The organism is Streptomyces sp. NPDC001231, assembly GCF_042896885.1.
Classification (GTDB): domain Bacteria; phylum Actinomycetota; class Actinomycetes; order Streptomycetales; family Streptomycetaceae; genus Streptomyces.
This window is the reverse complement of sequence record NZ_JBIAXS010000006.1, coordinates 101,864-126,450: the sequence shown is the minus strand read 5'-3', so window position 1 is coordinate 126,450 and position 24,587 is coordinate 101,864. Positions and strand designations below refer to the sequence as shown.

Sequence of the window (24,587 nt, the reverse complement as noted above, 5' to 3'; positions counted from 1 at the left end):
GTTCGCCCAGCCCGGACACGACAACGGTGCGCCCGGCCGCAACGCCCACCCGGGCGGCGCCGCCGACTTCGGCGGCCTGCGCGGTCCGGCCGCCCAGCGGCCCCAGCAGCGTCCCGCCCGCCCGGAACCGGGCAACGCGGGTGCCCCGCAGCAGCGGCCGGACGACGCCTGGGCCCTGCCGCCGGCCCCGACTCCCGGCGACGGCCGTACACCGCTGTACGACACCCTGGAGACCAACTGGTTCCGCGGTGGGCAGCAGCAGGGCGGCGAACCGGCTCCGGCCTCGCCGCAGCAGCAGCCGCAGCAGCCGCAGACTCCTGCGGCCCCCCAGCGTCCCGCCGCCTCCGCCTGGCGCACCTCGCCGAACGACGACCTCGTACGGCAGGCCGAGCGTGTCAGGCAGCCGGCTGCGGGCGGTGTCACCACCTCCGGCCTGCCGCGCCGGGTGCCCCGGGCCAACCTCGTCCCGGGCACGGCTCAGCAGCAACAGCACCAGAGCGGTCCGCAGGTCTCGCGTTCGCCCGACGACGTACGCGGCCGGCTGACCAATCTCCGTCGGGGCATCGCACAGGGCCGTCAGGCCGGCACAGGTCAGACGGGCAATTTCCCGAGCCCCACTCACCAGCAGGAGCGTTAGTTGAGTCCGATGAGCCAGGCGGCACAGAACCTGAACTGGTTGATCACCAACTTCGTGGACAACACCCCCGGGGTGTCCCACACCGTCGTGGTGTCCGCCGACGGACTTCTACTGGCGATGTCCGAAGGCTTTCCCCGCGACCGCGCCGACCAGCTCGCGGCCGTGGCATCCGGTCTGACCTCGCTGACCGCGGGCGCCTCCCGGATCTTCGAGGGCGGCAACGTGTCGCAGACGGTCGTCGAGATGGAGCGCGGCTTCCTCTTCCTGATGTCCGTCTCGGACGGGTCGTCCCTGGCGGTGCTGGCACACCCGGAGTGCGACATCGGCCTCGTCGGCTACGAAATGGCGCTGCTCGTCGACCGCGCGGGGGCGGTCCTCACACCCGACCTGCGCGCCGAACTACAGGGCAGTCTGCTGCACTGACCGGCTCCGGCACCATCCACCTCACCAAATCACCGTCCGGCCGCCACAATCCCCCCACCGGCCCCGTCAGACGGCTTGACTGACCGACTTGCTGTCCCGCCCGGAGGATTCATGACCCCGCCCCCCGCCTCTCATGATCCGTACGCTGAGCCGTACGGGGATGAGGGCGACCAGCCGCTGGTACGTCCCTATGCGATGACCGGCGGCCGGACCCGGCCGCGCTACCAGCTCGCCATCGAGGCACTGATCAGTACGACGGCCGATCCGGCAGCGCTGATGGGACTGCTCCCGGAGCACCAGCGGATCTGCCACCTGTGCCGCGAGGTGAAATCCGTGGCCGAGGTCTCGGCGCTCCTCGCCATGCCGCTGGGCGTGGCCAGGATCCTCGTAGCGGACCTCGCGGAGGCCGGCCTGGTGGCCATCCACCAGCCGGGCGGGGACGAGAACAACGGTGGCGCACCGGATGTGACGCTGCTCGAAAGGGTGCTCAGTGGACTTCGCAAGCTCTGACGGGGGCCGGGCGACCACCTCCGCGAAGATCGTGGTGGCGGGCGGCTTCGGCGTGGGCAAGACCACGTTCGTGGGTGCCGTCTCGGAGATCAACCCGCTGCGCACGGAGGCCGTGATGACGTCCGCTTCGGCGGGCATCGACGACCTCACCCACACCGGGGACAAGACCACCACCACGGTGGCCATGGACTTCGGCCGCATCACGCTCGACCAGGACCTGATCCTCTACCTGTTCGGCACCCCCGGCCAGGACCGCTTCTGGTTCATGTGGGACGACCTCGTCCGCGGCGCCATCGGCGCCGTCGTACTCGTCGACACCCGCAGGCTCGCCGACTGCTTCCCCGCCGTCGACTACTTCGAGAACAGCGGACTGCCCTTCGTCATCGCCCTCAACGGCTTCGACGGCCAGCAGCCCTACAACCCCGACGAGGTCCGCGAAGCACTCCAGATCGGCCCCGACGCCCCCATCATCACCACCGACGCCCGCCACCGCGCCGACGCCAAATCCACCCTCATCACCCTGGTGGAACACGCCCTCATGGCCCGGCTGAGGTAGCCGAGGCACCACGAACAGCCTTCAAATCGGCAGCGCTATACGGCAGTTGTCGTAGATGCACCGGAGCCGGCTGTGTCCTTTGACACGGCCGGCCCCGGTGTTCATAACGTTTCGGCAGAGGAATCGCGTGGTACGGCCACGCGTCGCGCACATACGGTGCCGCTGTGCGCACGTTCCCCCGGTTTTTTGCCGGGGCTAGTTGTTTATGACCGTTTTATGTGGGACGTGCGTCACGTGGAACCACCCGTTTCCACTGTTTGGAAGAGCGCATGTCGACGTGCTGGAATGCCTGAACTACCCAATGGTCAAAGACGTACTCACCGGTAGTGGGCCGCCTATGGCGGACAGGGTTCTGAGACACTGCGGCACAACGTAGGTGCCGACCGCCGAGAGGTTGTTGGTCGAGTGAGGCGAAGCAAGAACGGCCCCGAGCCGTCGGCCCGGGGCAATTTCACCCCGCCGCCGCGCGGTGCGGCGCCCGCGCACGTGCCCGGTTCGGAACCGACGGCCGCGCCCACCGCGAGCGGTGGCCGATTCTCCCCGCGCAACTGGCGGGTGCCGACCCGGCTGAACGCCATCCTGCTCCTGCCCGTGCTGGTCGGCCTGGTCATGGGCGGTTTCCAGGTCAACAGCTCCATCAACACCTGGCAGGACGCGCAGGACGCCGAGCACACCGCTCGCCTGGTTCAGGCCTCGCTGGCCTACGCCGACGCCCTCTATCACGAGCGCGACGTCAGCACGGCCCCCCTGCTCCAGGGCAAGGGCCAGAACGACCCGACCGTCACCGAGGCCCGCGAGGTCACCGACAAGGCCGCCGACGCCTTCGACCAGGCCGCGCAGTCCATGCCGCACAAGGCCGGTCTGGATCGCCGGCTCAAGCTGTTCCGCGACGCCGAGCCCGAGTTGCAGAAGCTGCGTGCCGCGGCGTTCAGCTCCAAGCTGCCCGGAGTGCAGACCGAGGAGGGCTACGTCAAGGTCGCCCACCCGCTGATGGAGTTCGCCAACGAACTCGGCCTGGGCACCGGCAACATCACCTCCTACGGCCGTACCGTCTACGCCATCTCGCTGACCAAGGCCGCGCTGTCGCTGGAGCGCTCGATCGGCATGCACCTGCTGATCAAGCCCGGCCCCGACGCCACCGGCCTGGCCGGCCAGCGCGTCGCCCTGTCCTCCTACGCCTACCTCGAGGGCATCGCCGTCGAGGAGTACATCGGCGGCGGCACCCAGGAGGACGCGGACAAGCTGGACGCGCTGAAGAAGGAGATCCAGGCCAACGCGGCGACCATGGCCCAGCAGGCCAAGGCCAAGGACCCGAACTACGTGGCCCCGCCGCAGGACCCGACCCAGATGGTCACGGCGCTGGCCACGCTGGGCAGCACGGACCCGGCCGAGCGCGCGGCCCTGGCGCAGCAGGGCATCACGCCCGAGAACTGGTGGGCGGTCAACACCCTCAAGTTCGACGCCTACCGCCAGATCGAGTCGGACATGGCCGACACCGCGGTGAACGAGGCGGCCTCGATCGCCGACAACGCCAAGCAGTCGACGTTCATCACCGGCGCGATCGTCCTGGTCGCCCTGCTCGCCGCCTTCATCCTGGCCGGTCTGGTGGCCCGCCAGATGAGCCGCTCGATGCGCCGCCTGCGCAACGCCGCCTTCGGCATCGCCGAGCAGCGCCTGCCGATGCTGGTCGACCAGCTCTCGCGCACCGACCCCGGCCGCGTCGACACCCGGGTCGCGCCGATCCCGATCACCTCGACCGACGAGATCGGCGAGGTCGCCCGCGCCTTCGACCAGGTGCACCGCGAGGCAGTCCGGCTCGCCTCCGAACAGGCCCTGCTGCGGGGCAACATCAACGCGATCTTCACCAACCTCTCGCGCCGCAACCAGTCGCTGATCGAGGGCCAGCTGACCCTGATCACCGACCTGGAGAACAACGAGGCCGACCCGGACCAGCTGGAGAACCTCTTCCGCCTGGACCACCTGGCGACCCGTATGCGCCGCAACGGCGAGAACCTCCTCGTCCTCGCCGGCGAGGAGCCCGGCCGCCGCTGGGACCAGCCGGTCCCGCTGGTCGACGTGCTGCGCGCCGCCTCCTCCGAGGTGGAGCAGTACGAGCGCATCGAACTGTCCGGCGTGCCCGAGGCCGAGATCCACGGCCGCGCCGTGACCGACCTCGTGCACCTGCTGGCCGAGCTGCTGGAGAACGCCACCACGTTCTCCTCGCCGCAGACCAAGGTCCGGGTCACCGCGACCCGGCTGCCCGACGGCCGGGTCATGGTCGAGATCCACGACAAGGGCATCGGCCTGACCGCCGAGGACTTCGCGGACATCAACCACAAGCTGGCCAACCCGCCCACCGTGGACGCGGCGATCTCCCAGCGCATGGGCCTGTTCGTGGTCGGCCGCCTCGCCGACCGGCACGGCGTCCGCGTCCAGCTGCGGCCCTCCGGTGAGCAGGCCGGCACCACTTCGCTGGTCATGCTGCCGGACGCGATCACCCACGGCGGTGGCGGCCAGCAGGCACTCGACCGTGACGACTTCACCGTCTCGCAGATCATCCCGGAACAGGAGTTCCAGGGCGAGGACTTCGGCGCTCCCCAGCCGATGCGCACCGCCGCGGAGCTCGGCTTCGACGACAGCCGGTACGCCGACGCCCCGGACGGGTCCCGGGAGTTGGACCCCGTCGGCCGCTCCCTCAAGCGCGAGGAGCGCCGCGCCGCCCTGGAGGCCCAGACGCACGACCGGCCGGCGGGCCCGGAGACGGCCGAGCCGACCGGGTACCCCGACGAGCACACCGGGCAGCAACCGCTGTACGACACCGGGCAGATGCCCTTCCCGGAGCAGGCCGGGTACGACCCGCAGACGGCGTACGAGGAACCGCAGCACTCTGCGTACGACCAGCAGCAGACGGCGTACGACGAGCAGGGCCGGCCGGCGTACGACGAGAGGTACTACGCGCCGAACGGCGGTATGCCGCAGGGCGATGCCTACTCGCCCAACGGCGGCTACCCCGACCCCGGCTATGCGGAGCCCGGGCAGCAGGAGCCCGCGTCGGCGCACGCCGCGGCGCCGGAGGCGTTCGCCGGCTTCCAGGAGCAGTCCCACCAGGACGACTGGCCGCAGCCGGACGGGTACCGGAACGGCTACCCGGACCAGTACGCTCCGGAAGCGGAATCCTCGCAGGCCGCTGACGTGACCGAGGCGGACCGCGTAGGCTTCGAGCGTCCTGGACCGGCCCCCTCCGCCGTCCACGAGCTGACCGACGCCGGGCTGCCCCGTCGCGGATCCGTCGCGAGCGGTTCGAACGGCGCGGGGCCCCTGGACCAGGAAGCACCGACCCATACTCCGGAGAGCGACGGCGACGCCTGGCATTCGGCGAACGACAAGCGCTGGCAGCAGGCCTCGCAGCTTCGCAAGCCCAAGGCAGGCGGAGTGACCTCCTCCGGGCTGCCGCGGCGTGTGCCCAAGGCCAACCTGGTCGAAGGCACCGCGGAATCAACCCCGCAGGGAGGCCCACAGGTCTCCCGCGCCCCCGAGGACATCCGGGGCAGGCTGAGCAACCTGCGCCAGGGCGTCCAACGGGGACGCAGCGCAGGAATTGACAAGAACGGCCAGGCCACAAGGAATGAACACAGTGGTCCTGACAGCACCTACAACCAGGAGCGTTAGTGTGAGCCCGATGAGCCAGGCGGCGCAGAACCTGAACTGGTTGATCACCAACTTCGTGGACAACACCCCCGGGGTGTCCCACACCGTGGTGGTCTCCGCCGACGGACTCCTTCTGGCGATGTCCGAAGGCTTCCCCCGCGACCGCGCCGACCAGCTCGCGGCCGTCGCCTCCGGTCTGACCTCGCTGACCGCCGGTGCCTCGCGCATCTTCGAGGGCGGCAGCGTGAACCAGACGGTTGTGGAGATGGAGCGGGGATTCCTCTTCATCATGTCCATTTCCGACGGTTCTTCACTCGCGGTGCTCGCACACCCCGATGCGGACATCGGCCTCATCGGGTACGAGATGGCCCTTCTGGTGGACCGTGCGGGCACGGTCCTGACGCCGGATCTCCGTGCGGAACTCCAGGGGAGCCTTCTCAACTAACAGACAGCCGGTGCGTTTTGGCGTCCCGGGGCCGTAAGGTTTCGGGACGCGGCTTCCACCCGTTGGATGCCCGGCACAGTCGGAGGAGGAGAGAACGTGGCAACACCCCCAGGCGGTTCGTCTTCGGGCAACTGGTCGTACGGCCCTGCCCAGGGCCCGAACGACGGCTCGGCGAATCCGTACGGCTTCCCCTCCACCCCCCACCACCGGCAGCCATACGCGCCGCAGGGTCCCGGTCCGTCACCGTACGACCAGCCGCCCGCGCCGCGCATCCAGCCGGTCCAGCCGCAGCGACGCACCCCTGAACCAGCGCCCGCGGGGGCGTCGAACAACCCCCTGGTGCGCCCGTACGCCATGACGGGCGGCCGCACCAGGCCGCGGTACCAGCTCGCCATAGAGGCACTGGTGCACACCACCGCGCAGCCGCACCAGATGCAGGGCCAGCTGCCCGAACATCAGCGGATCTGCCATTTGTGCCGCGAGATCAAATCGGTGGCCGAGATCTCGGCCCTGCTTTCGATCCCTCTCGGCGTGGCCAGGATCCTCGTCGCCGACTTGGCGGAGGCGGGCCTGGTCGCCATCCATCAGCCCGGCGGCGACGAGAACGCCGGTGGCCAGCCAGACGTGACACTGCTCGAAAGGGTGCTCAGTGGACTTCGCAAGCTCTAGCGGCGGTCCTTCCCGCTCCACCACCTCCGCGAAGATCGTGGTGGCGGGCGGCTTCGGCGTGGGCAAGACCACGTTCGTCGGCGCCGTCTCGGAGATCAACCCGCTGCGCACGGAGGCCGTGATGACGTCCGCTTCGGCGGGCATCGACGACCTCACCCACACCGGGGACAAGACCACCACCACGGTGGCCATGGACTTCGGCCGCATCACGCTCGACCAGGACCTGATCCTCTACCTGTTCGGCACCCCCGGCCAGGACCGCTTCTGGTTCATGTGGGACGACCTCGTCCGCGGCGCCATCGGTGCCATCGTCCTCGTCGACACCCGCAGGCTCGCCGACTGCTTCCCCGCCGTCGACTACTTCGAGAACAGCGGACTGCCCTTCGTCATCGCCCTCAACGGCTTCGACGGCCAGCAGCCCTACAACCCCGACGAGGTCCGCGAAGCACTCCAGATCGGCCCCGACGCCCCCATCATCACCACCGACGCCCGCCACCGCGCCGACGCCAAGTCCGCCCTCATCACCCTGGTGGAACACGCCCTCATGGCCCGGCTCCGCTAGCACTCGGGACGAACGCGCAGGCGGCCCTCCCACACGGGGAGGGCCGCCTGCTTTCTGCCGGCGCAAGGGCTCGACCACAACACGAGTACGACGGAAGAGGGCCCCTCCAAGTGGAGGGGCCCTCTTCCGTCGTGGGCGGCCGGATCTACCGGCGGCCGGCCTAGCCGTGCCAGCTGTGCGGGGCGCGGAAGCCGTTCTCGCGCTCCAGCCGGCGCCAGCCGGCCTTGGCGCGGCCGCGGTGGGCCGGCGTCGTCTCGGCGGGGCGGGCCGCCGCGCGGGCCAGGAGGATGGCCGTGATGGCGGCGACCTCCTCGGGCTCGGCGTGGCCCTTCTCGACGCGGATGTCTACGTTGTCCATGGGTGTCAGTCTCCGTGGCTGAGGGGTCCGCGGGATGGCCGCGGCATGTCCACTGGGTTACTGCGGGGGGTTGCCGTGCTTGCGGGAGGGCAGGTCGGCGTGCTTCGCGTGCAGCATCGCCAGGGACTTGACCAGGACCTCGCGGGTGTCCGCCGGGTCGATGACGTCGTCCACCAGACCGCGCTCGGCCGCGTAGTAGGGGTGCATCAGCTCGGCCTTGTACTCCTTGACCATCTTCTGCCGCATGGCCTCGGGGTCCTCGGCCCCGGCGATCTGGCGGCGGAAGATGACGTTGGCCGCGCCCTCGGCGCCCATCACGGCGATCTCGTTCGTCGGCCAGGCGTAGGTGATGTCGGCCCCGATCGACTGACTGTCCATGACGATGTAGGCACCTCCGTACGCCTTGCGCAGGATCAGCGAGATCCTCGGCACGGTGGCGTTGCAGTAGGCGTAGAGCAGCTTGGCGCCGTGCCGGATGATTCCACCGTGCTCCTGGTCGACGCCCGGCAGGAAGCCGGGTACGTCCAGAAGAGTGACGATGGGGATGTTGAAGGCATCGCACATCTGTACGAAGCGGGCGGCCTTCTCGCTGGCCTCGATGTCGAGGACACCCGCCAGGACCTGGGGCTGGTTGGCGATGATGCCGACGACCTGACCGTCCAGACGGGCCAGCGCGCAGATGATGTTCCGCGCCCAGCGCTCGTGGACCTCCAGGTACTCGCCGTCGTCGACGATCTCCTCGATGACCTTGACCATGTCGTAGGGCCGGTTGCCGTCGGCCGGGACCAGGTCGAGCAGGACCTCGGAGCGGCGGTCGACCGGGTCGGCCGACTCCACCCGCGGCGGGTTCTCCCGGTTGTTCTGCGGGAGCAGGGACAGGAGGTAGCGCACCTCGGCGATGCACGTCTCCTCGTCGTCGTAGGCGAAGTGGCACACACCGGAGGTCTCGGCGTGCACGTCCGCGCCGCCCAGGCCGTTCTGGGTGATCTCCTCGCCGGTGACCGCCTTGACCACGTCCGGGCCGGTGATGAACATCTGCGAGGTCTCGCGGACCATGAACACGAAGTCCGTGAGCGCGGGGCTGTAGGCGGCGCCGCCGGCGCACGGGCCGAGCATCACGCTGATCTGCGGGATGACCCCGGAGGCCTTGGTGTTGCGCTGGAAGATGCCGCCGTATCCGGCCAGGGCGGAGACGCCCTCCTGGATCCGGGCGCCGGCGCCGTCGTTGAGGGAGACCAGCGGGGCACCGGCCGCGATGGCCATGTCCATGATCTTGTGGATCTTCGTGGCGTGGGCCTCGCCCAGCGCGCCGCCGAAGATGCGGAAGTCGTGGGCGTAGACGAAGACCGTCCGGCCCTCCGCCGTGCCCCAGCCGGTGATCACACCGTCGGTGTACGGCTTCTTGGCCTCGAGGCCGAACCCGGACGCCCGGTGCCGGCGCAGCTGCTCGACCTCCTGGAAGGAGCCCGGGTCCAGGAGCAGTTCGATCCGCTCCCGCGCGGTCAGCTTGCCCTTGGCGTGCTGTGCCGCGGTCGCCTTCTCGCTGGGGCCCGCCACCGCCTGCGCACGGATCCCGTGCAGCTCGGCGACCCGCCCGCGCGCGTCCGCCGGCTCACCCGTCGTCTCTTCCAAAACGCTCATGTAGCGACCTTACGAAGGACACCTGGGAAAGCGGGCCGTTGACTCCGTACAGTCTCCGACCCGTTTTCCTGGTGCCACTGAACAGAACCATGGCGGCTTGCAGCCCTTCCAACTGCTCAGAGGGCTTCCGCGTTGTGGAGATGCCACAAAGTCACGGCATGGGAGCCCGCTCACATTCGGATCGGGCACATGCCCTCGCTGGAGTGACGCGCAGACCCGGACGGCGGCGGGCTCGCACAGAGCGTAGCCGCCGTCCGGGGGTGCGACGGCGCCGGGTCAGCAGCCGCCGCAGTTGTAGTACAGGACGTCCCAGTGGTTGCCCTCGTCGGCGTAGATGTTGCCGGAGCCCGACTGGTACTGGGGGGCACCGTCGCCGCGCAAGCCGATGTAGGCGAAGTAGTTCTTGATGTAGTTGGTCACGCAGGTGTTCTTGCCGTAGTCGAGCTTGTAGCCGTTCCAGTGGGAGTAGGTGCCGGAGGCGTGACCGGTCTCGGTGCCGCCGGTGATGTTGAGGGCGCAGCCGCTGGCCCGCTTGAGGGTCTGGGCCCCTTGCGCGGTGGCGAGGTTGAGCTGATCGAAGGACGTGCAGGTCGAGACGTTGCGGTTGGAGCAGTTGCCGGACGAGGACCAGGTGACGCCCACGTCACGGAACATCTGGGTCGCGGTGGCGTGGCTGATCTTGGTGGCGGCGGAGGCCTCGGTGGCCGTGCCGATGACCGCGAGGCCGGGGGCGACGATCAGGGCGAGGGCGGTGACCGCCGCGCGGGCCTTGGTGAGCTTGCTGACCTTCGTGGTCTTCATTGGGGGAACCTTCCTGCTGTCGGCCGTGCGTCCTGTGGGGCGGCTGTGCAGGTGGTGCAGGGAGATAGTGCCCGAGGTCTACGCGCGTCCGCCAGAGGGCGTCAGCGATTACCGTGCGCGATCCGGCAAACACGTACCGGATGATGTTGAAAGTCGAACGGAATAGGTCTACTGTCGTAGTCGTTCACTTCGTTGAATCTTCAACTTACTCGGCGCTCTGCCTCCGCGCCGAGCGACCCACCGTCCTCAAGGAGCACCTCATGGGCATCTTCGGCCGCAAGAACGTCACCGCCGACACCACCGCCGCCCCGGCCGCCGTGAACCCCGACCTGGCCGCGCTCACCGGCGACTACACGATCGACCCGTCCCACTCCACGCTCGGCTTCGTCGCGCGGCACGCCATGGTCACGAACGTCAAGGGCAAGTTCAACGACTTCACCGGCAGCCTGCACCTGGACGGCACCGACCCCGCCGCTTCCACCGCGTCCATCGACGTCAAGATGGACAGCATCGACACGGGCTCCGCGGACCGCGACGGCCACCTGAAGAGCGCGGACTTCTTCAAGACCGAGGAGTTCCCGCAGATGACCTTCCGCTCCACCAAGGCGGAGGCCGTGGGCGGCGACGACTACCGCATCACCGGCGACCTGACCATCCTCGGCGTGACCAGGACGCTCACCATCGACCTGGAGTTCAACGGCGCCGCCAAGGACCCGTTCGGCAACGAGCGCGTCGGCTTCGAGGGCAAGGCCGAGATCCTGCGCTCGGAGTGGGGCCTGACCTGGAACGCGGCCCTGGAGACCGGTGGCGTCCTGGTCTCCGACAAGATCAAGCTGAACTTCGACATCTCGGCCGTCAAGAACGCCTGAGCCGGGCTCAGAAGCCGCCCCCGAAGTCGCCGCCTCCCCCGCCGAAGTCGCCTCCCCCGCCGTCACCGAAGCCGCCGCTGAAGTCACCCGGGTCGAAGTCCGCGCCCGACAGGTCGCCGCCCTGGTAGCCGCCGTATGCGCCGAAGTCGCCGTAACCGGTGCCGTAGCCGGCCGCGTACGACGGGGTGGCCATCATGCTGCCGAGCAGCGTGCCGACCAGGAGGCCGGGCAGGAGGCCGCCGCCGAAGTAGCCACCCGCCCAGGGACCGTACGCGGGGCCGGCGTCCCAGTAGGGGCGGCGGCCCCAGTCGGTGTCGACCTCGCGGACGTGCGGGTCGCGGCCGTCGGCCAGGCGGGCCTGGTCGGCGGCGCACACCGGGACCTGACGGGGCGACCCGCCCGCAGGCGTCCAGGTGGCGTCGGTCACCGAGGGACCGTGGCGCGGGTCGAAGAAGCAGGGCGGCCGGCGCTCGGGGAGCGGACGGCCCTCGCGGCGCGCGGCGAGCTGGGCGAGCGAGAACCGCCCGTCCTCCAGTGCCTGGGTCACCGCCCGCACGTCCTCCGGCCTGCGGGCGTCGGCCATGTACTGCTTGGCCTGCTCGTAGGCGTCCAGCGCGCGCTCGTAGTCCGCGCGCATGGCGTCGTCCGCGCCGACCTCCGCCGGATGGAAGTCGAGGCGGTCCAGCTCCTCGCCGAAGGCGGTGATGTCCTCGTCGACGACGACCCGCAGCTTCTCCAGCGCGGCCCGCTGCTCCGCCTCCCGGCGGCTCCTGCCGCGCCGGACCAGGACGTACGCGCCCACACCGCCCGCCACCAGGACCGCGCCGGCGGTGATCAGCGCCGTGTTCGAGACCGTGCCGCCGTGCCCGGGGCCGCCCCAGGTGGAGGGCGCCGAGCCGCCCATGTTGGCCAGGGCCCGGTCGGTGAAGTCGGTGAGCTGGGTCCGGGCGTTCTCGCCCCGGACGCTGGTGACGAGATTGCTCACGGCGGTGCGCGGCAACACCGAGGAGTCGGCGCGGGCGTCGAACCGGTCGCCGAGGCGGACGGCGTAGGCGCCGGTGATGCCGGTGGCCGTGCGCAGCTCGGTGAACAGCTTCTGCGACGGGTAGTTCGCGGGCAGGACGGCGATGAACAGGGGTTTTCCGGCGTCCTTGATCCGCCGGGCGAGCGCGGCGGCGTCGGCGGGCGGCAGCTGGGCGGACGCGGCCGGGTCGACGTAGACCGGACCCTTGCGGAGCGCCTCGGCGATCGCGGAGACGCTGGTGGCCGCCGCGACCCGCGGCACGCCGCCCGGCGCCGGCACCCGGGGCACGCCGTCCGGCAGGACGTTCACGACCGATGCGGTCACGGACCGGGGGGCACCGGCCGCCTCCGTCCCGGCGCCCGCCGGTCCCACCGCCGCGACGGAGGCCGGCACCGCCACGGCCACCACGGTGGCCGCGAGTGTGAGCAGCGGGCGGAGAAGAACTCGGGCCGGGGCGACGACCTTCATGCTTCGAAGCTACCCGAAGCCGGACAAAACCGGCTCTCCGGACGGTGGCTGCGCACGTGGTGGGGGGGGGGCGGCGCCCCCCCCCCCCCCCCCCCCCCCCCCCCCCCCCCCCCCCCCCGCGGGGGGGGGGGGGGGGGGGGGGGGGGGGGGGGGGGGCCCCCCCCCCCCGGGGGGCCCCCCCCCCACCAGCCGGTCACGCGGCCGAGTAGGCCTTCGTGAGCTGTTCCACCGCCGCCCCGTACCGTCCGGTCAGCAGCAGGTGATCCGCGTCGGCGAAGGGTTTCGCCACCGCCGCGCTCATCCGCCCGTCCGCCTTCTGCTGGACGATCAGCCGGGCCTTGGTGACCAGCTCGCGGCCCACGGCGTCGGCGCCCACCCGCTCGGCCGCCCGTGCCGCGAGGCCCAGCGCCTTGAGCGCCACCGTGCCGCCGGCCGGGACGCCGGTGAGCGTGGTCAGGCCCCAGCCGTAGGGGAACTGCGGGTCGTACGCCGTGTCGCCCACGTTGACCGGGAGCTGCTCCTGCGACTTCGGCCAGGTCACCGGGAGCTGCCCGGTGAAGGGCCGGGTGCCGTAGAGCACGTCGGCCACGCCGTCGCCCTCGGTTCCCGGCAGCCAGGAGGCGACGAGGGCATCGATCTTCCCGAGCCGGTCGCCGATGAGCTGCGGGCGCCCGGAGACGACCAGCACCACGCACTTCATGGCGCCGCACACCCTGTCCACGGCGGCCCGGTCGGCGGCCGACAGCTGGAGGTCGTGGCCGTTGCCGACGTCGCCGACGCCCTCGGCGTACGGGGTCTCGCCGACGACGACCACCCCCACGTCGTGACCGGCCGTGGGCGCCGCGGCGTCCTTGGACCAGGTGACGTTCCCGCCCGCCTTGCGCATGGCCTGAAGGATCGTGGTGCCCTGGGTGTGGGTGCCGGAGGCGCCCTGCCAGGTGATGGTCCAGCCGCCGGTCTGGTTGCCGAGGTCGTCGGCGTTGGACCCGGCCACGTAGACCTTCGCCTTCTTCTTCAGCGGCAGCAGGCCGCCCTTGTTCTTCAGCAGCACCTGGGACTCGGCGGCGGCCTGCCGGGCGACGGCGCGGTGCTCGGCGGAGCCGATCCGGGAGGCGCCGGCGGTATCGGCGTAGGGGTGCTCGAAGAGGCCCAGTTCGAACTTCTTGGTGAGGATCCGGGAGACCGCGTCGTCGATCCGCCGGGGGCTGATCCGACCCGCCTTCACCTCGGCGATCAGGGTCGCCCGGAAGTCCTGGTACGCGTACGGCACCATGATCATGTCCACGCCGGCGTTGACCGACGCTCGGACCTGAGCGGCGGCGTCGCCCGGGAGCTGGTCGATGGCGGCCCAGTCGCTGATGACGAAGCCGTCGAAGCCCATGCGGCCCTTGAGCACGCCGTTGATCATGTCGCCGCGGGCGTGCATCTTCACCGGGCCCTGCCCGTCGCCGACGACGTCCAGCGAGGAGTACGACGGCATGGCCGAGCCGATGCCGCGGTCCACGGCCGGCCCGTACGGCGCCAGGTGGATGTCCTCCAACTGCTGCCGGGTGACCCTGGTGACGCCCTGGTCGGTGGTGTAGGTGCCGGTGGTGGAGGAGCCGTACAGGGCGCCGCCGTCGCCGACGAAGTGCTTGGCGGTGGCCAGCACCTTGTCGCCACGGCTCAGGTCGCGCCCGTCCGCGCGCCCCTGGAGGCCCTGGATGACGGTCTCCATGGATTCGACGAGCGCCGGGTCCTCGCCGAAGGACTCGTAGGAGCGGCCCCAGCGTTCGTCGCGGCTGACGCACAGGCAGGGCGCGAAGTCCCAGTGGATCCCGGTGGCGCGGACCTCGCTCGCCGTCACCGCGCCGGTCTTCTCGGCCAGCCGGGGGTCGCGGGTGGCGCCGATGCCGATGTTGTGCGGCATGATCGTGGCGCCGGCCAGGTTGTTGTGCCCGTGCACCGCGTCGACCCCGTAGATCAGCGGGATCTGGAAGCGGGTGGCCCGGGTGCGCAGCTGGAAGTCGTCGATCATCTTCGCCCAGGCCTGGGGGGTGTTGGGCGTGGGGGTCGAACCGCCGCCGGACAGCAGGGAGCCGAGGGCGTAGGCGGCGATGTCGCCCGGCGCGGTCATCGCTTCGCGCTCGGCCTGGGTCATCTGCCCGGCCTTCTCCTCGAGGGACATCCGGGAGAGCAGGTCCGCGACCCGCTTGCGCACCGGCAGCCTACTGTCGAGGTACGGCAGCCCGTACGCGTCGACGACGATCTGCGGGCTCTCGGCGGGGGCCTTGGCGCCGGTGACGGTGAGCTGGAGCGGGATCGTCCCGGCGGGCTTCGCCGCCTTGGGCTTGAGGGTGGTGACCTTGAGGGTGCGGGAGGTGCCGGAGGCGGTGCCCGCGGGGAAGGTGAGGGTGCCGGAGACCGGGGTGTAGTCCTTGCCGGGCTCGGCGGTGCCGCCGGCGGTGCGGTAGGCGACCGTCACCGGCTCGTCGAGCGGAGCGGAGCCGGTCGTGGCGACGGTGACCTTCACCGCCGCCGTGCCGCCCCCGCCGACCGGGTAGACCGCCGCGTCGGTGGTGACGGAGGCGCGCAGCGACTGGTCGGCCCGGCCGTACAACTGCACGTCGTCCATGGCGAACCTGCCCTTGACGCCGGTCGGCAGGGTGACGGCGTAGCCCCACATCCCGGTGAGGCCGAGCACGTGGTCGATGCCGCCGACCGGCTGGTAGTCCGTGCGGTAGGTGAAGTCGGTGAAGGGCAGCTCGATCTGTCTCCAGCCCGTGAAGTCGTCGGTGAAGGAGGTCGTCCACAGCTCGGACGCCTCGCCGTGTGCACCGCCGTCCTTGATCTCGAAGGAGATCTTCCTGCCGCTGTCCTGGCCCTCCCACCAGAACCGGATGCCCTTGTGGGCGGACCAGTCGTGGGCGGGCAGGTCGGCCGCGAAGTCGTGGGTGAAGCCGCCGTAGCCGCTGATGTCGTACGTGCCGGAGAGGACCTTGGCGCCCTCGGGTGCGTCGGAGCGGTCGGCGAGCCGCAGGGTGGGCGGATCGTCGCTGTCGCCGCCCCAGGTGAAGATGCCCTCGGCGGGCTGTCCGGCGAAGGGCACCTCGCCCTCGAAGCGGTCGATGGACACGGGGGCGGGGGCCGGGTCGTCGGCGTGGTCGGCGGCCCGCGCCGGCGCGAACGGGATCAGGGCGGCGAGCAGACCGGCGGAGACGAGCAGGGCGGTTCTTCGCATGGACGGACCTTCCCTCGGCTCTGGGACTTCCCTGGGCTCATGATTCACTCACGACTTAGATCACGCCTTGAGTGAACTAGCGTCAGCCCGCTGCCGTCAAGACTTCACACTGGACTGGGGACGTGCCCAACTCCCGGCTGAATGCGGGCAGTTACCCCTTCGGCACTTGAACGCGCACCCTCTTGACTCGGCCCCGAAGCCGTCATTTACTCACCGCTCGCACGCCCCTGTCCCCCACCTCACGAAGGGCGGCACCCGATGCACCCCTTTCCCGACAGACGCGGTTTTCCCGGCAGACACGGTCGCGCACTGCGGCTGCTGCTCGCCGGACTGCTGTCCACGGCGGGCCTGACGGCCCTGGGCGCCCCGGCCGCGCAGGCGGCGGGCGAGCCCGTCACCGCCTGGCTGACCACGACCGACGACTCCGGCGGGCGCCACGTGGTGCGCGGCCTCGAACAGCAGACGCCGTTCGCCTTCCAGTCCGGCACCGGAGGCGGCGGTGAGAACATCACCGTCGACGAGAACACCCGCTACCAGACCTTCACCGGCGGCGGCGCCTCCTTCACCGACACCGCGGCCTGGCTGATGAACAGCAGCGGCGCGCTGTCGCAGGCGACCCGGGACGCGACCATGCGGAAGCTGTTCTCGCCCACGGACGGGATCGGGCTCTCCTTCCTGCGCAACCCGATGGGCGCCTCCGACCTGGCGCGCAACGGCTACACCTACGACGACGTGCCGGCCGGGCAGAGCGACCCGTCGCTCTCGAAGTTCTCCATCGCGCACGATCTGGCCGACGTGGTGCCGCTGACCCGGCAGGCGCTCCAGCTGAACCCGGCGCTCACGGTGATGGCCTCACCCTGGACCGCGCCCGCCTGGATGAAGGACAGCGGACAGCTCAACGGCGGCTGGCTGAAGGCGGAGGACTACGGGGCGTACGCCACGTACTTCGTGAAGTACCTCCAGGCCTACCGGGACCAAGGCGTCCCGGTCGCCTACGTGACCGCGCAGAACGAGCCCACCTGCTGTTCCGGCTACCCCTCGATGAGCTGGAACGCCGGCGGCCTGGCCTACTTCACCAAGAGCGAGCTGCTGCCCAAGCTCCAGGCCGCGGGCCTGTCCACCAAGGTGCTGGCGCACGACTGGAACTGGGACACCTACGACTCCTACGCCGCCCAGACGGTGGACGACGCGGCCGTCCGCGCGCACCCGAACTTCGGCGGCATCGCCTGGCACGGCTACGGCGGCAACGTCGCCCAGCAGACCACCGTGCACAACCGGTATCCGCAGCTGGACGCCTTCGGCACCGAGCACTCGGGCGGCACCTGGATCGGCCACCAGCAGCGCGAGGACATGCTCAACATCGTCGACTACACCCGGAACTGGGCGAAGTCGGTGACCAAGTGGTCGCTGGCGGTGGACCAGAACATGGGGCCGCACAACGGCGGTTGCGGCACCTGCACCGGGCTGATCACGGTGCACAACGGCGACGGCCGGTCGGGGCAGGTCGACTACACGGTCGAGTACTACGACATGGGCCACCTGACGAAGTTCGTACGGCCGGGCGCACAGCGGATCGCGTCCACCGCCTCCTCGGCGGTGCCCAACGTGGCCTGGCGCAACCCGGACGGCGGCAAGGCCCTGATCGCCTACAACGACGCCACCACCGCGAAGACCGTCACGATCAACTGGGGTTCGCAGCACGCCACCTACTCGCTGCCGGGCCGGACTTCGGCGACCTTCACCTGGTCCGGGACCCAGACGGGCGGCGGCGCCAAGTCGGGCGCGTTCGTCGGGCTCGCGAGCAAGTGCCTGGACGTGGCGGGCGGTTCGTCGGCGAACGGCACGGCGGTGCAGCTCTACGACTGCAACTCCAGCGCGGCCCAGCAGTGGACGGTCCAGCCGGACGGGTCGGTGCGGGCGCTGGGCAAGTGCCTGGACGTGGCGTCGGCGTCGACCGCCAACGGGGCGAAGGTGCAGCTCTACGACTGCAACGGCACCGGGGCCCAGCAGTGGTCGTACAACGCCTCGACCGGTGACGTGGTGAACCTCGCCGCCGACAAGTGCCTGGACGTGACCGACAACTCCTCGGCCAACGGGGCTCGGGCGCAGATCTGGTCGTGCACCGGCGCGGCCAACCAGAAGTGGCGGTTGCAGTAGGACCGCCCGGCCGGCCGGGAGCCCCCGGCCGGCCGGACACCGGTCGCGGCACCGGGCCCGCGGCTCCCCACGGACGTATCGTCGGGGGTGTCCCCGACATGACCACCCCGACCAGGAGCGCCGGCATGACCACACCTCGGGACCTGTTGATCGTCAGCATGGACGTCCCGTCCGAGCGCCCCGTCGAGCAGGGCGATCTGTCTCTCGCGCTGGCGGGCGCCGAACTGGCCGACCTCCTCACCGCCGGGGCCGCCGGCCTGGACGGCGACCGCATCGTGCCGCTCCCCCGGCAGGACACCGGGGACCGCCTCCTGGACCAGGCGGCGGCGTCGCTCGATGAGCGGCCGCCGTACGAGTCCGTCGAGGACTGGCTGTGGCGCCGCGGCGAGGGTCTGGCCGTGACCTACATCGACACCCTGGACGCGGAGGGGCAGCTCACCGGCCGGCGGCACCGCTGGATGCCCGCGCGCGGCGGCCGGAAGGCGCCCGCCGACACACCGGCGCGGCGCCGGGCGGCCGAGCGCTGGTCCTCCCACGACCCCGTCATCGCCGGGCTCGCGGCCGCCGTGGGCATCGAGGCCGAGCCGGGTGCCCCGCTCACCGCGCCGGACGACGACGCCCTGGTCACCGTGCTGGCCACCGTCAACGACGCGGTGACGGAGCTGGAGGCCGTACGGCAGCGGCGGCGCATCGAGAACGCGGCCTTCGACAACATCTGGCGCGCTCCGTGATACCCGGGGCGGGCCGGTCACCGCGACGGCCGGCCGATGCCCAGCAGGTTCGAGGACGACACCGCGCAGCCGCGGCCGCGACACGACCGCGGCCGCCGTCGACCTCCCCCGCCGTCCGGGTGAACGTGCCGGGCGGGGCCCCGGTGGAGAGGAAGGGCACGACGTACGTCTCCCCGCACCGGTAGGGCAGCCCGTCCGGCCGTTCCTCGACGGCCCGCAGCCCCAGCTTGTCGGCGTGGAAGCGCCGGGCCCGGTCGAGGTCCCGGGCCGGCAGCCGGGTCGGTCCGTTCGGCTACTTCGCCGGTTCCACGCCCGCGCGCAGCAGGCCGTAGGTGTACGCGTCCTCCAGGGCCTGCCAGGAGGCCGCGATCACGTTGTCGGCCACGCCCACCGTGGACCACTCGCCCTGGCCGTCCGAGGTGGAGATCAGCACGCGGGTGGTGGAGGAGGTGCCGTGCTTGCCCTCCAGGATGCGGACCTTGTAGTCGACCAGGCCGAGGGAGGCGAGCTCGGGGTAGATCTTCTCCAGGGCCACGCGCAGGGCGCGGTCGAGGGCGTTGACCGGGCCGTTGCCCTCGGCGGTGGCGACGATGCGCTCGCTCTTGGCCCACAGCTTCACCGTGGCCTCGTTGGCGTGGGTGCCGTCGGGGCGGTCCTCGACGATGGCCCGCCAGGACTCGACGTCGAAGTACCTCAGCGGCCTGCCCTCGACCTCGGCGCGCAGCAGCAGTTCGAAGCTCGCGTCGGCCGCCTCGTAGGTGTAGCCCTTGAGCTCGCGCTCCTTGACCCGCTCGACCACGCGGCCGACCAGTTCGCGGTCGTCACCGAGGTCGATGCCGAGTTCCTTGCCCTTGAGCTCGATGGAGGCGCGGCCGGCCATGTCGGAGACCAGCATGCGCATGGTGTTGCCGACCTGCTCGGGGTCGATGTGCTGGTAGAGGTCCGGGTCGACCTTGATGGCGGAGGCGTGCAGGCCGGCCTTGTGCGCGAAGGCGGAAACACCCACATAGGGCTGGTGGGTGGAGGGCGTGAGGTTGACGACCTCGGCGATGGCGTGCGAGATGCGGGTCATCTCGCGCAGCCGGCCTTCGGGCAGCACCCGCTTGCCGTACTTCAACTCCAGGGCCGCGACCACCGGGAAGAGGTTGGCGTTGCCGACCCGCTCGCCGTAGCCGTTGGCCGTGCACTGCACGTGGGTGGCGCCGGCGTCGACGGCCGCGAGGGTGTTGGCGACCGCGCAGCCGGTGTCGTCCTGGGCGTGGATGCCGAGGCGGGCGCCGGTGTCCGCGAGGACGGTGGAGACGACCGCCTGGACCTGGGCGGGCAGCATGCCGCCGTTGGTGTCGCAGAGGATCACCACGTCCGCGCCGGCCTCCGCGGCGGTGCGGACGACGGCCTTGGCGTACTGGGGGTTGGCGCGGTAGCCGTCGAAGAAGTGCTCGCAGTCGACGAAGACCCGGCGGCCCTCGGCGCGCAGGTGGGAGACGGTGTCGCGGACCATCTCCAGGTTCTCCTCCAAGGTGGTGCGCAGCGCCAGCTCCACATGCCGGTCGTGCGACTTGGCGACCAGGGTGATCACCTCGGCGCCGGACTCCAGCAGCGCCCTGACCTGGGGGTCGTCCGCCGCCTTGGCGCCGGCTCGGCGGGTCGCCCCGAAGGCGACGAGCTTGGCGTGCCGGAAGTCGATCTCCTGCTTGGCGCGGGCGAAGAACTCGGTGTCCCGCGGGTTCGCGCCGGGCCAGCCACCCTCGATGAAGCCCACGCCGAAGTCGTCCAGGTGCCGAGCGATGGCCAGCTTGTCGGCGACCGTGAGGTTGATCCCCTCACGCTGGGCGCCGTCGCGCAGGGTGGTGTCGAAGACGTGGAACGAATCGTCGAGCTGGCTGGATGCGGTCATGGTCTCAAGGCTCCTGTTTGCAATCTCGGTCTTGCCGTCAATGACCGGCTCCACCGTCCCCCCAATAGTCCCTCGCGCGGCGGTCCCGGCTGTGGGTGGGCCAGGAAAACGAAAGACCCCTCGCGGGTGCGAGAGGTCTGCGCGCGGGTCGAGGACGACGATGGCCGCCCGTACCTGGTCGTACGTGGCGGTCACTGCGGACCGGCGCGCCTGCTGCCAATAATCATGGCGGACGAGAGCACGGGGGCAGTTTGCCACAGTCCCACTCCCTCCGGACATCGCGTCTCAGGATGCGGGCGTCAGCCTGGACGCCTCCTCGGCCCACCCGCGTCAGATCCAGATCCCTGGTCTCCCGCATGGTGATGTAGACCACGAGCGAGACGGCCGCGCAGGCCGCCACGTACCAGAAGAATCCGGACTCCGCGCCGGCGTTCTTGAACCACAGGGCGACGTATTCGGCGGTGCCGCCGAAGAGGGCGTTGGCGAGGGCGTAGGGCAGGGCCACGCCGAGCGCGCGCACGCCCGTGGGGAACAGCTCCGCCTTCACGCACGCGTTGATCGAGGTGTAGCCGGTGACCACGACCAGGGCGAGCAGGGACAGTCCGAACGCCGGCCAGAAGCCGTCCGCGCGCCGCAGCAAGGTCATGATCGGCACGGTCAGGACCGTCGAGCCGACGGCGAAGGTGATCAGCAGCGGCCGGCGGCCGATCCGGTCGGACAGTCGCCCGGCGAGCGGCTGGAGGCAGGCGAAGACGATCAGCGCGGTGAAGGAGACCAGGGTCGCGGTCTGCTTGGGCAGGCCCGCGGAGTTGGCCAGGTACTTCGTCAGGTACGTGGTGTACGTGTAGTACGCCACGGTGCCGCCCATGGTCAGGGCGATCACCAGGAACGCCTCCCGCCTGTGCCGCCACAGCGCGCGCAGGGTGCCGCGCTCCTCGCCGCCGGTGGCGTCGGCCTCGTACACCTCGGTCTCCAGCATGCTGCGGCGCAGGTAGAAGACCACGGCCGCGCCGAGCGCGCCGACCACGAACGGGATGCGCCAGCCGTAGCTGTGCAGGGCCTCGTCGGACATGGTGCGCTGGAGCAGGATCTGGAGGCCGAGGCCGAGGATCTGGCCGGCGGTCATGGACACGTACTGGAAGCTGGAGGCGAAGCCGCGGTGGCGCGGGGCGGAGGCCTCGGTGAGATAGGTGGCGCTGGCCGCGTACTCGCCGCCCACGGACAGTCCCTGGAGCAGGCGTGCGGCGAGCAGGACCAGGGCGCCGCCGTAGCCGGCGACGGCGTAGGTCGGCGCCACCGCGATGAGGACGGCGGACGCCGACATGAGGGTGACGGTCAAGGTCAGGGCCGCCTTGCGGCCCCTGCGGTCGCCGACCCTGCCGAGCAGCCAGCCGCCGACCGGGCGCATGAAGAAGCCGACGGCGAAGATGCCCGCGGTGTTCATGAGCTGGGCGGTCGGGTTCCCGTCCGGGAAGAAGGCTCCGGCGAAGTAGGTGGCGAAGCTGGCGTAGACGAACCAGTCGTACCACTCCACCATGTTTCCGGCCGAGCCGATCCAGATCTTCTTCCAGTGCTGTCGTCCCATGAGCCGTCACTGCCCCGGCCGGGCGGTGGGAACGCGCCGGAATCGGCCAAACGGAGCGGTCAGTTCAGGCGTCGTACGAAGACGTCCGGGACGCCGTTGGTGTCGTACGGCACCAGGTCGGCGGCCGGGGAGGAGAAGACGACGGCGTGGCCCGCGCGGTCGACCGCGCGAGGGAGGGCGGTGGCGCCCGCCGGGGCGACCGGGTGCCGCCTGCCGGACGGCAGGGCGAGCAGGTCGAGTCCGCCGTCGCCGGACAGCAGCACGTGCCGCAGCGAGCCGTCGGCGGCGACCGCCGCGGTGCCGGCCGCCTGCCGGACGCGTCCGGTGCGCAGGTCCTGGAAGTACGCGGTGGTCGTCAGGTCGGCCGCCATGGCGTTGAACAGGGCGCTTCGGCCGTCGTCGGAGAGCCGGACGAGCGTGGCCGAGAAGCCGCTGCCGATGTCGGACTCGTGTCCGTCGCGGACGACGTGGATCCGCCCCTCGGTGCCCTGGCCCGTCCGGGCCGCCACGCTGTAGGCGACCGTGCGGCCGTCGGCGCTGAGCCAGGCGTTGAGGATCATGCCCTCGGCCGGCAGCGGCGAGATCTGCCGGTCGGTGCCGGTGTCCAGGTCGCGGACGTGGAGCACGCGTGCGTAATCGTCGCCGTGGCGGTTGCCGAGGGTGTACGCCACGTGCCGGCCGTCGGAGCTGATCGCGGCAGCGGTGCCCAGCTCGTAGGAGGTGTCCTCCCGCTTCTCGGGCCACAGCAGCTCCGTGCGTCCCGTGACGCGGTCGTACACGTACGGCTTGGGGTAGCGGTTGCCGTTGGAGTAGGCGACGTAACGGCCGTCGCCGCTGAGCATCGGTCCCGTGGTGTAGACCAGGTCCTCCGGGACCTGGGTGAGCCTGCCGGTGCGCAGGTCCTTGAGGTACAGGCGGGTGTCGATGCCGCCCTCGGGGTCCGCCGAGGAGAAGACGGCGTAGCGGCCGTCGCCGCTGATGACGCCGCCGCCCGACGCCGCGGTCAGCTCGCTCCCGTCGGTGGCGGTGCTGATCCGCTCGACGCGCGGCGGAGGGGTCGCGGCCACGGCGGCCGGGCCGAGCGCGAGCAGCAGTCCGGCCGCCGACGCGGCGCCGAAGACTCTGCGGACATGTGCGGCCATGGCCATGGTTTCCCCCGAACCCGGTCCCCCGGTCCCCGGTCCCGCGCCGAGGACTCCCCGGATTCAAACGCACCGGCCGGTTCGCGGCAATGCGCCGGTTTACGTACAACCCGGACGGCTGATCAGGCGTCCGTGAGCCCCGGCCGGTTCAGTGCGTCATCGAGGAACTCCCGTACGTGGCACATGACTTGGGCCCGGTCGGTGCCGCGCAGCCCGATCGCGACGTGGATGGAGAAGCCGTCGAGGAGGGCGCGCAGCCGGGCCGCGAAGCGGTCCGCGTCGACCGGCTGGAACTCGCCGCGCGAGACGCCCTCGGCGACCAGCGCGGCCAGGTCCCGGTGCCAGGCGCCCTCGATGGCGGCCTGCCGGTCGCGGGCGTCCTCGCCGGCGTTCAGCGAGCGGTTCCAGACCTCCAGCCACAGCGTCCAGTGCGGGTCGCGGTGACCGTCCGGCACGTACAGGTCGACGTAGGCGTCGAGGCGTTCGCGGACCGGGGCGGCACGGGTGAGCAGCCGGCCGCGCTCGGCGCCGAGCCGGCTCTCGCTCCACTCCAGCGTCTGCAGCAGCAGTTCGTCCTTGGAGCGGAAGTAGTACAGCAGATGGCCGCTGCTCATCCCGACCTCGCGGCCGAGCGCCGCCATGGTGAGCTGCTCCAGACCGCGCTCGGCGATCATCTCCATGGCGGCGGCGAGCACCTCCTCACGCGGCGGCGCGGGGGTACGTCTGCGGGGCGCCGGGGCGGTGCTCATGCGGGGACCGTCCGTACGGCGTCGGGCAGGACGTGGGTCTCGTAGGGGCCGTAGCACTCGCCGAACAGCGTCGCCACCACCGCTCCGCCCCCGCCGCACACCTGGTTCGGGCCCTCCTGGCCGGTGGCCCCGCGGCACCCGTGGTCCTGGCAGGCGGGTTTGTACGACAGGAAACCGGCCGTGTCCTCGGGGCCGACCACCAGGGTGTCGCGCGGCCCGGCCGGCATCAGGAATCCCGGGCCGTCGGGGTCCGCCACGCACACGCCGGGGACGGCGGCCCCCGCCCACTCCGGGTCCGGGTGCGGCACGAACGGCGCCCCGCACTGCTCGGGGTCCACGGCGTACGTGCCCGGCGGCACGGTCGGCGGGGCGTGCCGCGAGCCGTCCGGGTTCCTCCGGCCGTCGTGCTCCGGGCGGGGCGGCAGTTCGGGCAGCGGACGCAGCGGTTCGGTGCGGTGGCGGGCGCAGGCTGCGCGGACCAGTACGTTCACTCGT

At 71.2% G+C, this 24,587-nt stretch carries 20 protein-coding genes and 1 pseudogene; 11 read left to right on the top strand and 10 right to left on the bottom strand.

All coding sequences use genetic code 11. The annotated features are described in order from the left end of the window. The 8 genes and pseudogenes from ACFY3J_RS09655 to ACFY3J_RS09620 form a co-directional block, all read left to right on the top strand. Positions 1–637: pseudogene (locus tag ACFY3J_RS09655) on the top strand (hypothetical protein); the annotation flags it as partial. A gap of 9 nt (positions 638–646) precedes the next feature. After that, complete coding sequence (locus ACFY3J_RS09650; protein WP_362353581.1) at positions 647–1,060, top strand: roadblock/LC7 domain-containing protein; 414 nt, start codon at positions 647–649, stop codon at positions 1,058–1,060. A 111-nt stretch (positions 1,061–1,171) separates the two neighbouring features. Then, on the top strand, positions 1,172–1,570 hold the full coding sequence (locus ACFY3J_RS09645) for a DUF742 domain-containing protein (protein WP_141358025.1): 399 nt from the start codon (positions 1,172–1,174) through the stop codon (positions 1,568–1,570). Further along, positions 1,551–2,126, top strand: a complete 576-nt coding sequence (locus tag ACFY3J_RS09640; protein ID WP_384182481.1) for an ATP/GTP-binding protein — start codon at positions 1,551–1,553, stop codon at positions 2,124–2,126. Before ACFY3J_RS09645 ends, ACFY3J_RS09640 begins: the two co-directional genes overlap by 20 nt. Before the next feature lie 405 nt (positions 2,127–2,531). Then, entirely contained in the window at positions 2,532–5,795 is a 3,264-nt protein-coding gene (locus ACFY3J_RS09635) for a nitrate- and nitrite sensing domain-containing protein (RefSeq protein ID WP_384182478.1), read from the top strand. Positions 5,796–5,805: 10 nt separating this feature from the next. Further along, a complete protein-coding gene (locus tag ACFY3J_RS09630; protein WP_055493648.1) occupies positions 5,806–6,219 on the top strand; it encodes a roadblock/LC7 domain-containing protein in 414 nt (137 codons plus the stop codon). Between the two features lie 96 nt (positions 6,220–6,315). Then, positions 6,316–6,888, top strand: a complete 573-nt coding sequence (locus tag ACFY3J_RS09625) for a DUF742 domain-containing protein (protein ID WP_384182475.1) — start codon at positions 6,316–6,318, stop codon at positions 6,886–6,888. After that, positions 6,869–7,450 (top strand): ATP/GTP-binding protein, encoded by a 582-nt coding sequence (locus ACFY3J_RS09620; protein ID WP_100572095.1) that lies wholly within the window; start codon positions 6,869–6,871, stop codon positions 7,448–7,450. Before ACFY3J_RS09625 ends, ACFY3J_RS09620 begins: the two co-directional genes overlap by 20 nt. 160 nt (positions 7,451–7,610) lie before the next feature. Here ACFY3J_RS09620 and ACFY3J_RS09615 read toward each other — a convergent pair whose 3' ends face one another. The 3 genes from ACFY3J_RS09615 to ACFY3J_RS09605 form a co-directional block, all read right to left on the bottom strand. Next, a complete protein-coding gene (locus tag ACFY3J_RS09615; protein WP_384182472.1) occupies positions 7,611–7,808 on the bottom strand; it encodes an acyl-CoA carboxylase subunit epsilon in 198 nt (65 codons plus the stop codon). Between the two features lie 57 nt (positions 7,809–7,865). After that, a complete protein-coding gene (locus ACFY3J_RS09610; RefSeq protein WP_390840667.1) occupies positions 7,866–9,449 on the bottom strand; it encodes an acyl-CoA carboxylase subunit beta in 1,584 nt (527 codons plus the stop codon). A 276-nt stretch (positions 9,450–9,725) separates the two neighbouring features. Further along, a complete protein-coding gene (locus ACFY3J_RS09605) occupies positions 9,726–10,250 on the bottom strand; it encodes a hypothetical protein (protein ID WP_384182466.1) in 525 nt (174 codons plus the stop codon). A 260-nt stretch (positions 10,251–10,510) separates the two neighbouring features. Between ACFY3J_RS09605 and ACFY3J_RS09600 the strand changes: the two genes are divergently transcribed. Then, on the top strand, positions 10,511–11,119 hold the full coding sequence (locus ACFY3J_RS09600) for a YceI family protein (RefSeq protein ID WP_384182463.1): 609 nt from the start codon (positions 10,511–10,513) through the stop codon (positions 11,117–11,119). A gap of 7 nt (positions 11,120–11,126) precedes the next feature. Here ACFY3J_RS09600 and ACFY3J_RS09595 read toward each other — a convergent pair whose 3' ends face one another. Further along, positions 11,127–12,611 carry a hypothetical protein gene (locus ACFY3J_RS09595; RefSeq protein WP_390840666.1) on the bottom strand — a complete coding sequence of 495 codons (1,485 nt, stop codon included), beginning with the start codon at positions 12,609–12,611 and terminating at the stop codon, positions 11,127–11,129. Positions 12,612–12,804: 193 nt separating this feature from the next. Continuing rightward, positions 12,805–15,831, bottom strand: a complete 3,027-nt coding sequence (locus tag ACFY3J_RS09590; RefSeq protein WP_390840665.1) for a glycoside hydrolase family 3 N-terminal domain-containing protein — start codon at positions 15,829–15,831, stop codon at positions 12,805–12,807. 258 nt (positions 15,832–16,089) lie between these two features. On the opposite strand from ACFY3J_RS09590, the gene ACFY3J_RS09585 reads away from it, so the two are divergent. Together ACFY3J_RS09585 and ACFY3J_RS09580 are read left to right on the top strand one after the other, a co-directional pair. Continuing rightward, entirely contained in the window at positions 16,090–17,988 is a 1,899-nt protein-coding gene (locus ACFY3J_RS09585; protein ID WP_384182453.1) for a ricin-type beta-trefoil lectin domain protein, read from the top strand. Between the two features lie 125 nt (positions 17,989–18,113). Continuing rightward, positions 18,114–18,719 (top strand): GPP34 family phosphoprotein, encoded by a 606-nt coding sequence (locus ACFY3J_RS09580; protein ID WP_384182450.1) that lies wholly within the window; start codon positions 18,114–18,116, stop codon positions 18,717–18,719. Between the two features lie 292 nt (positions 18,720–19,011). On the opposite strand, the gene cimA is transcribed toward ACFY3J_RS09580, so the two are convergent. From cimA to ACFY3J_RS09555, 5 genes are all read right to left on the bottom strand, one after another. Beyond that, positions 19,012–20,616, bottom strand: coding sequence for a citramalate synthase (gene cimA / locus ACFY3J_RS09575; protein ID WP_384182447.1), 1,605 nt, complete (start codon positions 20,614–20,616; stop codon positions 19,012–19,014). A gap of 223 nt (positions 20,617–20,839) precedes the next feature. Then, complete coding sequence (locus tag ACFY3J_RS09570) at positions 20,840–22,201, bottom strand: MFS transporter (protein ID WP_390840664.1); 1,362 nt, start codon at positions 22,199–22,201, stop codon at positions 20,840–20,842. Between the two features lie 59 nt (positions 22,202–22,260). Continuing rightward, on the bottom strand, positions 22,261–23,343 hold the full coding sequence (locus ACFY3J_RS09565; RefSeq protein WP_390840663.1) for a TolB family protein: 1,083 nt from the start codon (positions 23,341–23,343) through the stop codon (positions 22,261–22,263). Positions 23,344–23,465: 122 nt separating this feature from the next. After that, positions 23,466–24,092 carry a TetR/AcrR family transcriptional regulator gene (locus ACFY3J_RS09560; protein WP_384182439.1) on the bottom strand — a complete coding sequence of 209 codons (627 nt, stop codon included), beginning with the start codon at positions 24,090–24,092 and terminating at the stop codon, positions 23,466–23,468. After that, positions 24,089–24,583, bottom strand: coding sequence for a hypothetical protein (locus ACFY3J_RS09555; protein ID WP_384182436.1), 495 nt, complete (start codon positions 24,581–24,583; stop codon positions 24,089–24,091). Before ACFY3J_RS09555 ends, ACFY3J_RS09560 begins: the two co-directional genes overlap by 4 nt. Positions 24,584–24,587: the final 4 nt, after the last annotated feature.